Annotated in this window: 9 protein-coding genes; 3 read left to right on the top strand and 6 right to left on the bottom strand. The window is 65.9% G+C overall.

What is annotated here, in order from left to right:
• Positions 1–10 precede the first annotated feature (10 nt).
• From MRBLWH12_RS00285 to MRBLWH12_RS00265, 5 genes are all read right to left on the bottom strand, one after another.
• On the bottom strand, positions 11–1,021 hold the full coding sequence (locus MRBLWH12_RS00285; protein WP_363544778.1) for a GNAT family N-acetyltransferase: 1,011 nt from the start codon (positions 1,019–1,021) through the stop codon (positions 11–13).
• Positions 1,018–1,842 (bottom strand): hypothetical protein, encoded by an 825-nt coding sequence (locus MRBLWH12_RS00280; RefSeq protein ID WP_363544776.1) that lies wholly within the window; start codon positions 1,840–1,842, stop codon positions 1,018–1,020. Before MRBLWH12_RS00280 ends, MRBLWH12_RS00285 begins: the two co-directional genes overlap by 4 nt.
• A gap of 206 nt (positions 1,843–2,048) precedes the next feature.
• On the bottom strand, positions 2,049–3,182 hold the full coding sequence (locus MRBLWH12_RS00275) for a DegT/DnrJ/EryC1/StrS family aminotransferase (RefSeq protein ID WP_363544773.1): 1,134 nt from the start codon (positions 3,180–3,182) through the stop codon (positions 2,049–2,051).
• On the bottom strand, positions 3,179–4,987 hold the full coding sequence (locus MRBLWH12_RS00270) for a nucleoside-diphosphate sugar epimerase/dehydratase (RefSeq protein ID WP_363544770.1): 1,809 nt from the start codon (positions 4,985–4,987) through the stop codon (positions 3,179–3,181). The genes MRBLWH12_RS00275 and MRBLWH12_RS00270 overlap by 4 nt, the downstream gene beginning before the upstream one ends.
• 338 nt (positions 4,988–5,325) lie before the next feature.
• Positions 5,326–6,483 carry a hypothetical protein gene (locus tag MRBLWH12_RS00265; RefSeq protein WP_363544767.1) on the bottom strand — a complete coding sequence of 386 codons (1,158 nt, stop codon included), beginning with the start codon at positions 6,481–6,483 and terminating at the stop codon, positions 5,326–5,328.
• A gap of 113 nt (positions 6,484–6,596) precedes the next feature.
• Here MRBLWH12_RS00265 and MRBLWH12_RS00260 point away from each other — a divergent pair, with 113 nt between their 5' ends.
• A complete protein-coding gene (locus MRBLWH12_RS00260; protein WP_363544764.1) occupies positions 6,597–7,973 on the top strand; it encodes a polysaccharide biosynthesis tyrosine autokinase in 1,377 nt (458 codons plus the stop codon).
• Between the two features lie 80 nt (positions 7,974–8,053).
• Positions 8,054–9,499: a polysaccharide biosynthesis tyrosine autokinase gene (locus MRBLWH12_RS00255; RefSeq protein ID WP_363544761.1), complete on the top strand. Its 1,446-nt coding sequence runs from the start codon at positions 8,054–8,056 to the stop codon at positions 9,497–9,499.
• Between the two features lie 108 nt (positions 9,500–9,607).
• Here MRBLWH12_RS00255 and MRBLWH12_RS00250 read toward each other — a convergent pair whose 3' ends face one another.
• Positions 9,608–10,066 carry a GtrA family protein gene (locus MRBLWH12_RS00250; RefSeq protein WP_363544758.1) on the bottom strand — a complete coding sequence of 153 codons (459 nt, stop codon included), beginning with the start codon at positions 10,064–10,066 and terminating at the stop codon, positions 9,608–9,610.
• A gap of 64 nt (positions 10,067–10,130) precedes the next feature.
• On the opposite strand from MRBLWH12_RS00250, the gene MRBLWH12_RS00245 reads away from it, so the two are divergent.
• Positions 10,131–10,913: a glycosyltransferase family 2 protein gene (locus MRBLWH12_RS00245; RefSeq protein ID WP_363544755.1), complete on the top strand. Its 783-nt coding sequence runs from the start codon at positions 10,131–10,133 to the stop codon at positions 10,911–10,913.
• Positions 10,914–10,931: the final 18 nt, after the last annotated feature.

Here is a 10,931-nt window from a genome sequence, read left to right as displayed (position 1 = left end):
CCGGATCTCGTCAGCCCGCGGCACGATACGCCGGAAAGAAGGTCCCGCTGTTCAGCACGATCGGATCCACTCCGATTTCAACCGCGCGCCGGTCAACGAGCTGCCGATAATGCTCAGGCTGGAGAATGGCTTTGCCGACGTGGAAGTCGGCTTCCTTGCCCCCGAACGCCGCCTTGAAGCGATGCAACGAATCCCCCACGGTCACCCCGCCACCGAGATGCAGAGCCGTGATTCCCTCATCGGCCGCCCACTGCATCACCGCCCAGATCATGAGGTTGTTGGCGCCCGACTCGGATCCTGTCGAACCTGACAGGTGGTAATGCGCATGCTGCTCGTCTCGGAGGATGAAGCTCGCCGCCACTATCTCTCCCCGAGCGTCGATCACCCGCGCCACCTTTATGCGATCCCCGAGTCCCATCAGTGCCTTGTAGTACTCATCCGGAAAGAAGTAATGATCAGCGGCGCCGACACGATGCATCGTCTGCTCGTAAAGTTCACGAGTGTCGCGCAGGTTCGCTTCCTCGATGGCTACGATCTCAGCTCGGCATGCGTTCTTCTCGGCGGTGCGGACGGCATTGCGCCCTCGCTTGTGCATCGCCGCCCACATATCCGCTCCGTCGGCAAGCGGAACGACGAATGTCTGCGAAACTGGCGTTACTTCAAGTCCCGGCAAGCCAGCAAGACGATTCGCTTGGGTGGGGATGAAGGGCGGGAAGCGCAGGAACAATGACACGATTCCTGCCTCCGAAAGCACTCTGCGCGATTCGCCCCAGAGGCGCGAGACGTCTGTAGAGCTCAGGCCGTCGCCCACGTGCACGCCGCCGTACCCGTACGGCGTTACGGCATCGGACATGAGCGAATTCGAAATTGGGCGTGCGATGAGTGGAATACACCACTCGCCATCTCCGTCCCGCAGCTCGAGCCACGAACCACCGTCGGCAGCAGCGACCGCCTTGCCGTAATCTTCGGACGCGTACAGCGAGCGTTCCCCTGCTTCCTGCTTATCCGTCAAGACGATCATGATGCGAGCACCTCCGCGAGCGTTGCGCCGACACGATCCATATCAGCCGCGTCGTAGCGGTGATCGATCGGCAGGGAAAGCAGTCCCTTGTGCCATGGGACCGAGCCCATGCGCGCCGGCTTCGGCCAATGAATCGGGCAGAAGATGCCCCTCTTCGCAAGCTCGGATTGTGTCCACATCGCGTCGTCGACCTGAATTACGACATGTGACGGCACATCGGCCGCCGATATGAGTCGGGCACGATCGTTCTGGAAGAGAGATCTCTGAAGGGCCTGTGCGTTCATCCGACGCTGGGATCTCATGTAGCCGTAGTCGAGTTCCTGGATTGTCCGCATTGTGCGCGCACTCGCCCGCACAGGGGAAAGGTCTTCATTACTTTCGAGTGAGTCTGTTGCTTCTGCGAAAACTACCCGCGCCTGCGTGAGCTCGCCTGCCCGCTTCAGGTCCATCGCTTCCCAGCCTCGATGAGCGCGATCCCGGAGCGTGAGGTTTGATTTCACGCCCCGCAAGTAGGCTCCGTCGGCCACCGGCAGCACCTTGCGCAAGCTTGCGAACCCGTAGTCCCCGAGGGGCGTGAGAGCACCCAGAACTCTGTGCGTCTCATCCTCGATCACACGGAATCCTTGTAGCTGCAGTTCTCGCACCGCCTCGATGTGGGCCACGCTCGGCTCTGCACCGAAATAGGCGATCGTCAGCGCTGCCGTTCGCGTCGGCTCACAGTCTTCCGCGATTCGAACCAAGTCGTCAGGCACGATCTCAAGCCGCTCCGTGACCTCGTATGGGCGAAATGTCCAGCGCTCTGGCGCGAAACTGACGAGCATGCTTTCACACAAGTACGCGGGCACCAACAACGTGTCACGACCCTCGTGCTCCAAGATATCTGCCAGAGCTGCGAGAACTTGCCTTCCCGTTTGAGCGTACTGAACGGCTCCGGTTCGCGCCCACGGCGGCTCAGACTGCGCCCCGAGAGATAGCTCAGGTGCGCTTTCAAAGAATGACCCAATGGGACGGACGGCCTTCGTCGACATCATTGCGCGTCGAGGAAGGCGGAGATCGCGCTGATGACCCGCTCGCGCTGGCCGTCGCTGAGCGCCGATCCGCTCGGAAGCGTCAACCCGCGCTCGAACAGCGCCTCTGAAGTACCGTCGATCTCGCCGCGGTAGTTCTCGAACACCGGTTGCTTGTGCATCGGCTTCCACAGAGGGCGGCTCTCGATGTTGTCTGCGGCGAGCGCCGCGGAGAGCTCTTGCGGCTTCCAGCCCGTGGTGTCCGAATCAATGAGGATCGACGTCAGCCACACGTTGTCGTCGCCGTCGCTGTCTCCGCCGAACACCTCGACGCCGGCGACGTCGGCGAAGAGCCCCTTGTACTGCTCGCGCATCTCACGGCGCTTCGCGATCATCCCGTCCAGACGCAACAGCTGCGCCCGCCCGAGGGCCGCGAGGAGGTTGCTCATGCGGTAGTTATAGCCCACGTCGGTGTGCTCGTAATGAACGACCGGTTGACGCGCCTGCGTGGCCAGGTAGCGCACGTGCTGCGCGAACGCAGCGTCATCGGTGAGCAGCATCCCGCCGCCCGAGGTCGTCATGATCTTGTTGCCGTTGAATGACACGATCGACGCGCGGCCGAATGAGCCGGCTGCCTTTCCTCCGTGACTGGCGCCCAGTGACTCTGCGGCATCCGCCAGCACCGGGACACCGAACTCGTCGGCGATCGCGAGAATCTCGGTGTAGTCGACGGCTTTGCCGAGCAGATCGACAGGAACGATCGCCCCCACGTGCTCGCCGTCTGCGCTCAGGCGCCCGAGCGCTGTGCGCAGGAGGGCCGGGTTCATGTTTCCGGTGGCAGCATCCGCATCGACGAAGTACGGCTCGGCGCCCGTGTACATGATCGCGTTCGTCGTGGCCGCGAAGGTCATCGTCGAGGTCACCACGATGTCGCCGGGCTTGACCCCCAGAGTGATGAGTCCCAGATGCAGGGCGGCTGTGCCGGAACTCAGCGCGACGCCCTCTGCCACCCCGACCCGGTCGGCGAGCTCGCGCTCGAACGCGTCGACATCGGGGCCGAGCGGCGCGATCCACCCGGATCGCATGGCTGCCACGACGGCGTCTTCTTCGAGCTGCGTCACATCAGGTGACGACATGTAGATGCGTTCACTCACGCGCGTTCAGCCTTCTCCAGGTTCGGTCGTTCGATGATGGCCGTGTCGTTGTTCCGCGGATTCGCCTTCATCCGCGCCTCCCAGCCTGCCTTGTCGAGCCGCTCGGGGGTGATCACGTCGGCACGGGTGTGCGACACCTTCGGATGGAACGGACGCGCCAGGTTCTCCTTGTGCCCCACGAGCTCCTCGTGCAGTTTCTCGCCAGGACGCAGTCCGGTGAAGACGATCTCGATGTTCCGCCCTGACATCGCGATCATGCGCTTCGCGACGTCGAGGATCGACACCGGCTCGCCCATGTCGAGGATGAGCACTTCGCCGGCGCGGCCGATGCCGCCCGCCTGGATCACCAGCTGGCAGGCCTCGGGAATCGTCATGAAGAAGCGAGTCGCCTCTGGATGCGTGACGGTGATCGGGCCCCCGGCGGCGATCAATGACTGGAAGGTCGGCAGCATCGAGCCGCGGCTCCCGATGACGTTGCCGAAACGCACCGACAGGTAGCGCATCCCGGTCTCTTCGCCCGCCCACGCTGTGAGCTTCTCGGCGACGCGCTTGGAGTGCCCGAGCACGCTGGTGGGGTTTGCTGCCTTGTCGGTGGAGATGTTGACGAACGTCGTCACCCCGACCCGGCGGGCGGCCCGGATGATGTTGAGCGACCCGAGCACGTTCGTCTTCCATGCCTCATCCGGGTACTGCTCGAGCATCGGCAGGTGCTTCAGCGCCGCCGCATGGAACACGACTTCCGGGCGACGCTCATCGAACAGGGCGTTCATCAGCTCTGGGTCACGGATGTCGGCGAGCACGACTTCGTTGGTGTCGAGAAGACCGTGCCCCTTGGTCCCCAACTGCGCCATCTGCAAGCCGGTTTCGTCACGGTCGAGCATGATCAGCTCGCTGGGTCCGTATTTCGCCAGCTGACGGCAGAGCTCGGATCCGATCGACCCGCCCGCTCCCGTGACGAGAACCCGCTTTCCGGTGACGTACCCGGCGATCTGCTCGACGTTCGTGTCGACCGGGTTGCGGCCGATGAGGTCTTCGATGCTGATGTCGCGCACATCGGACGGGGACTCCGCGCCGGATTGGAGGCTGGCCAGGGTCGGGGTGACTGCAACCCGCAGACCCGCCTTCTCGCCCTGGTCGCTGAACTTTCGCATCAGCGCGCTGTCTGCCTGGCCGACCGCGATGATGAGCATCGTCGCTCCGGTATCGCGCGCAGCAGCTTCGATCTCGTTCGTGCGGCCGATGACGGAGACACCGCGCAGGCGCAGGTTGGCCTTCGCGGGGTCGTCGTCGAGCAGTCCGACTGGGCGGAACGGCGACAGCGGATCGGTGTTGACCTGGTGCAACAGGCGATCGGCGATGTACCCCGCGCCGATGATGAGAGCCGGCTCGGCGTCGGCACCGGGCTTACGCGCACGGTCGATCATGAGCCGAGCGACGTAGCGCACGCCGAACATGAGCAGCAGCACAAGAGGAGCTGCCAGGAAGGAGGTACCGCGGGGCACGCCGATCAGCGGGCCGAGCGGAATGATGAACAGCGCGATGACGATCGTCTCGGCGAGCACGAGCAGCCCGAGGGTGCGTACCTCTTCGAAGGATCCGTATGTATAGCGGCCCCGGTACAGCGCGAGGTAGTAGCCGGCAGCGATGTGCAGCCCCGCTGCAACGAACCCGAGCAGGATCGTCGAGATCCAGCCGCGCGCTTCCATCACGAACTCGAACCGCAAGGCCACGGCGAGCACGATGCCGAAAGCCCAGGCTCCGCCGTCGACCGCTGCCGCGAGCCCGCGTCGGCGTTTCTGTGCCATTGACTTGGTCTGCATGGTAGAGATCTCTCCGGTCATCAATGGCTCATCCAGCGTCGGGTCCACACGGATCAACTTTCTCTGCGCTCCCCCAAGCACTGAAACCTATGATTCCACACCCAGTCGAAGAATCCGTGCACGATGTCTGCGGAAGACTGCGGGATCTTTGTGGGTTTCGCGGGCGATGGGCGGGGGAATTGTGCGCGGGATCTGGGCGTGTTTCGTCTCGCTGCGCTCGCTCAACGACCGGGAGAGACGTTGGGCTCGCTCAACGAACGGGAGAGATGCTGGGCTCGCTCAACGAACGGAGGGATGCGCAGCGCTCGCTCAACCAGGCAGGGTCAGAGGAGACCGTCGCCGATCTCAGGGTCGCCCTCCACCGGCGGAGCGGTCGGTTCCGGATTGGGCACGACCGGCTCTTCGGTCGGGGTCGGGTCGGGCTCCTGATTCTGCTGCCGGTTCTGCCGCTCCCGGCGTGCGGCCTCGGCGCGCTCCTCCTCCGTGATCGCCTGATCCGTGACGAGCGCGACCACTGCATCGCGGTAAGCGGTGACCGCCGCTGCTCCCTCGGCACCGCCGAGCTTCGAGCTCACGACGTGTGCGGCAGCAGCCGTCACCGCGTCGCGCAGAGGCGCCTCAGCGTCTGGGTTCTCTTCGATCGCCTTGATGCCGAGAGCAGTGAACGATGCCGCAAGGCCTTCGAGAGTCGTCGCATGCTGAGCATCGAGGTCTTCGACTTTCGTCCGCCCCTCACGCAATTCAGCTGTCGCCGCGTCGAGCTCGGCGAGCTGGGCCTGCGCGTCGTCGATCGCCACGCCGACCTCTGACAACGAGTCCTCGTCGATGTCATTGCGGACATATGGGTCGACTGGTTCCGGAAGCACGACCGCCTGCAACGCCGCCGCGTGCCTGTCGATCTCTGCGATGATCCCGTCGGCCAGCACCGCATCGAGGATCGCGATCGTCGCGGCACCATCTGTCGACCGCGGATCGGGAGCCGTGCGTGCTCCGTCGACCGCGGTGCGCAGCGCCGCCGCATTCGCCTCGCCCGCCACCGCTTTCGCGGACAGCCGGTCATGCGCAGACATGAACGCCTGCTCGGCGTTCTGGATCATCGCCTCATCCGCGCGCAGCGACTGCATGACCCCGTCGGCAGGGCTCGCGTTCGCCATCTGCACTCCCCCGACGATCCCCGCTGTGGCGACGCCGACGATCGCAAGCGAGGCCGCCGCCGCGGCCAGTCCGTCGAACCGGCGACGCCGACGCCGCTTGGCCGACGCCGGGGGTGCGGGAATGGTCGCCGGCGCGGCATCCGCCACCGCCTCCTCGACGAGCTGCGACAGACGTTGCACACTGGCGCGCGGCCTCGTCATGTCGAAGTCGTCGCTCGGATCGCCGAACATCTCCGTGAGCCGTCGCACGGTGTGGTGGTCGTCGAACGTCGTCGACGCCTCTTCGATGCGAGGGCCCTGCGGGAAGAGCTGTGCGAGTGTGGTCATGCGGCTTTTCCGTGATGTCTTTTCGGCAGTGTCGTGAGCGTACCTATAGTTGTCCTCAGACGAACATACCCGCGCGGTCTGTTCCTCGCCCTTCCCCGCTACCAGGAGCGCCCATGGATCTTCCCGATTTCGTGCGGATTCTGCGACGCCAGCTGGTGCTGATCGTCGCGTGCCTGTTGATCGGCGTCTCCAGCGGGGCATTGATCGCCATGTTCACGCCGCAGCGGTTCGAGGCATCCACCGAGCTCATGATCTCGGTCAACGCTCGCGACGGTGCGACCGCCATCGAACTCACCCAGGGCACGAGCTACGCGCAGCAGGTCGTCGAGACCTATCGCTCCATCATCACCAGCTCCCTGGTACTCGACCCGGTGATCGACGATCTCGGCCTGCCGACGACAGCCCCGGAACTCGCCGAGCGCGTGCGTGCCTCCGTCGGCATCCGCAGCACGATCATCTCCATCTCGGTGACCCACACGAATCCCGGACAGGCTGCTCGCATCGCCAACGCGATCGGCGACAGCTTCGCGACCCTCGTGTCTGAACAACTCGAGAAGCGCGCGGAGGACACCGCCTTCCGCATCCGCATCATCCCGCTGCAGGCGGCTCAGGTGCCCCTCGAACCCGTCGCTCCCAACATGCGCATGTCGCTGATCATCGGCGCCGTCATCGGCCTCGGCGCCGGCATCGGAATCGGAATGCTGCGGACGGTGCTCGACACACGCATCCGCACCCTGGCCGACTTGGAGTCGACGGTCACGGCCCCGGTGCTCGGTGGCATCGCGCACGATCCGGATGCCGCTTCGCGGCCGCTCATCGTCGCATCCGCCCCGCAAGATCCGCTCGCCGAAGCATTCCGCAGCCTGCGCACCAACGTGCGCTTCGTCTTCCCGTCCGGCGAGCCGGGCGTGTTCGTGATCACGAGCTCTGGCCCCGGCGAGGGGAAGACCACCACGGCCGCGAATCTGGCCATCGCATTCGCCGAATCGGGGATGCGGGTAGCCCTCGTCGACGGCGACATGCGCCTGCCTCGGGTCGCCGAGCGCTTCGGCATCGAGGGAGGCGTCGGCCTGAGCGACGTGCTCGTCGGCCGCGTCGCGGTGAACGACGTCATCCAGCGCTGGGGGCGCGGCGCGCTGTTCCTCCTCCCCTCGGGAACCATCCCTCCCAACCCCGCCGAACTTCTCGGGTCGCCGGCGATGGAGGGTCTGATCGCCACGCTCACCACCGCATTCGACGTCGTCATCATCGACACGCCCCCGGTGCTGCTGGTGACGGATGCCGCGGTGGTGTCGCGATTCGCCACCGGCGCCATCCTGGTCGCCGCGGCGGGATCCACGACGAAGCCTCGACTCGCAGAAGCCGCGCAGCGCATCGAGGCGGCGGATTCGCGCGTGCTGGGTACTGTTGTAACCATGCTCCCCACCAGCGGGGCAGACAAGACGGCATACGGCACATACGCGTATGGGGCGCATCACAGCAATGCATGAGCGCACGGGGAAGGTTCCGGTATCACTCCGGACCGCGCTCCCAACGATGAACTGAACGAAAGAACTCAGGAGAATTCCTCGTGGAACTTCGCGACTACGTGCGCATCCTGCATAAGAACTGGATCCTCATCCTGGTGCTTCTGCTGCTCGGGCTCGGTGGCGGCACCGCTTACGCGTTGCTGCAGCAGCCGAAGTACGTCGCATCCACCCAGCTCTACGTCTCGGTGCGCACCGAAGGCGCCGCGACCGGCGACCTGGTGCAGGGCACCACGTTCGCTCGGCAGATGGTGACGAGCTACGTCGACGTCGTCGGCACCGCGCTCGTGCTCGAGCCGGTCATCGAAGAACTGAACCTCGACACGTCCGTCGCAGCACTCAGCTCACGCATCTCCGCGAGCACCCCCCTGAACACGGTGCTCATCGACATCGCCGTAACCGACGGCGACGCCGACACCGCGGCCGATATCGCCAACGAGGTCGCGAAGAGCTTCTCGGCAGCCGTGCAGGGCACCCTCGAGCAACCCGCCGCCGAAGGCACGACAAGCCCGGTGCAGATCACGATCACGGAGCCGTCGGTGCCGCCGACGGCTCCGACCAGCCCGAACGTGCGCATGCTGATCCTGCTCGGCGGGATCTTCGGCCTCGCTGCCGGTGTCGGTGTCGCCATGCTGCGCACCGTGCTCGACACCCGCATCCACACGCTCCACGACATCGAGCACATCACCGACAAGCCGATGCTCGGCGGCATCGCGTACGACCCGGATGCGACCAAGCGTCCGCTCATCGTGCACGCCGACCCTCGCAGCCCGCGTGCGGAGTCCTTCCGGACCCTGCGCACGAACCTGCAGTTCCTCAACGTCGAGTCCGGCCCCCGCATCTTCGTCGTCTCCAGCTCCGGCCCCGGCGAGGGCAAGTCGACGACGACGGCGAACCTTGCGATCGCCCTCGCCGAGACCGGGGCTCGCGTCGCCCTGATCGACGGCGACCTTCGCCTGCCTCGCGTGGCCGACTACCTCGGCATCGAGGGCGGCGTCGGCCTCACCGACGTGCTCATCGGGCGGATCGACGTGCCCGATGCGTTGCAGAAGTGGGGCGCGAACGACCTGTACGTGCTGCCCAGCGGTCGCATTCCCCCGAACCCTTCGGAGCTGCTCGGCTCTGCCGCGATGGACCAGGTCCTCAAGCCCCTGGGCGAGTACTTCGACTACGTGCTCATCGATGCGCCGCCGCTGCTGCTGGTGACGGATGCCGCGGTGATCGGCAAGAAGGCCCGTGGCGTCATCCTGGCCGCCGCATCCGGCAAGACGAAGAAGCAGGAGCTCACCGGCGCGATCCGCACGCTCGACACCGCCGGAGTCTCGATGCTCGGCGTCGTCGTCACCATGCTGCCGACGAAGGGCCCCGACAGCTACGCCTACGGCGCGTATACCTACGGGTCGACGCACACCCTCGAGCAGGCTCCGACCGAATTGAGCACGGCCCAGGCGAAGCCGAAGCGCCGGGCGAAGGCCAAGGCCGGCGTCTGACGCACGCTGAGGAGTTCCAGATCGCCCTTTCGGCGTTCCGGTCGCAGTTGACGTCGCCCGCGCGACCCGGCACCCGCACGAAGTGCGACCGGAGGCGCCGGCCAGGCCTCAGTCCGCAGCGACCGCGGCTGCGGGAGCCGTCCGGAAAACGATCTTGTGGTACAGCACGAACCGCAGGAGCACCACGATCACGATGCTGACGAGGTTGACGACGTTGACGCCCAGCGGCCCCGGCGTCCGATCCAGAATGCCCGTGAGCATCTGCACGCCCAACCACACCAGCGCTGCGCCCAGCGCGGTGCATGCGGCGTTCACCAGCACGAACAGCACCAGCTCGTTGACGCGGCCGCGCCGGTCACGGTGACGGAACGTCCACTCGCGGTTTCCGATGTAGGCGTTCACGAGTGCCACCAGGGACGCGATCACCTTCGCCCAGACGAGGTCGACGCCCCAGACGTAGACGAGCAGGTTGAACACACCCACCTCGATCAGGGTGCTCACCCCGCCGACGATGAGGAAGCGGCCACCGACGGAGGCGAGTCGGCGCAGGCGTGAGCGAATTTCCATGTCTCCATTAGTCTAGAAGGGAGTGCGATCGTCCGCTCTCGACGCATCGCAGTGAGGTCCGCCAGTGCCAGTAGCCCATCTCGTCGTCGTCATGCCCGCCTACAACGAGGCAGAGGGCATCGGCGGCTTCATCGACGAGATCCGCGAGCACCTCGCGCCCGTCGCGGAGCGGATCAGTTTCGTCGTCGCCGACGACCAGTCCACCGACGGTACGCCCGCAGCACTCGACGGCATCGACGACGTGCATGTCGAGCGTCAGCCGGCAAACCGCGGCCACGGCCCCACCGCCCTCGCCGCGTACCGCGCCGGCATGATGCTCGATCCTGACGTGCTCGTGCACGTCGACGGTGACGGACAGTTCATCGGCCCAGACTTCCCCCGGCTCGTCTCGGCGCTCGTGCGAGAGAACGCCGATGTCGTGCACGGTGTTCGCGACGGCCGCACCGACCCTTGGTTCCGCAAAGCCCTCACTGCATCGGTCGGCACGCTCATCGCTGTCGCCGCGGGCCGCCGCATCCCCGACGTCAACACTCCTCTGCGCGCCTACCGGCCGCAGGCGATCAACCGCCTTCTCGATGCGGTGCCGGCTGACGCTCTCGTTCCGCACGTGCACTTCTCACTGGCGGAGGCGCGTCTCGGCCTGACCGTCCGCTACCTCCGCGTGCTGAGCATCCCCCGGCGAGGCGAATCCGAGACGGGCACGATGTGGGGCGGCACGCCCCGACCGAGCCTCCCGCCGCAGCGACTGCGCCGCTTCGCACGCGCCGCTCTCGGCGAGGTCTGGTCATGGTCCCTCAAGCCGGGCGCTCCCCTGCGCAGCATCCCGACGGCTCCCGCCCAGCGATAGCCCGCACCGACGAGCCGC

Source organism: Microbacterium sp. LWH12-1.2 (genome assembly GCF_040675825.1).
Taxonomy (GTDB): domain Bacteria; phylum Actinomycetota; class Actinomycetes; order Actinomycetales; family Microbacteriaceae; genus Microbacterium.
Note: the sequence above shows the minus strand (reverse complement) of the source record. Positions and strands in the feature narration are given on the sequence as shown.

What these genes read in the sequence shown, in the direction of transcription:
- MRBLWH12_RS00285 (WP_363544778.1), bottom strand. Translation starts at nt 1,021, where the DNA reads ATGATCGTCTTGACGGATAAGCAGGAAGCAGGGGAACGCTCGCTGTAC.
- MRBLWH12_RS00265 (WP_363544767.1), bottom strand. Translation starts at nt 6,483, where the DNA reads ATGACCACACTCGCACAGCTCTTCCCGCAGGGCCCTCGCATCGAAGAG.
- MRBLWH12_RS00280 (WP_363544776.1), bottom strand. Translation starts at nt 1,842, where the DNA reads ATGCTCGTCAGTTTCGCGCCAGAGCGCTGGACATTTCGCCCATACGAG.
- MRBLWH12_RS00250 (WP_363544758.1), bottom strand. Translation starts at nt 10,066, where the DNA reads ATGGAAATTCGCTCACGCCTGCGCCGACTCGCCTCCGTCGGTGGCCGC.
- MRBLWH12_RS00260 (WP_363544764.1), top strand. Translation starts at nt 6,597, where the DNA reads ATGGATCTTCCCGATTTCGTGCGGATTCTGCGACGCCAGCTGGTGCTG.
- MRBLWH12_RS00270 (WP_363544770.1), bottom strand. Translation starts at nt 4,987, where the DNA reads ATGGCACAGAAACGCCGACGCGGGCTCGCGGCAGCGGTCGACGGCGGA.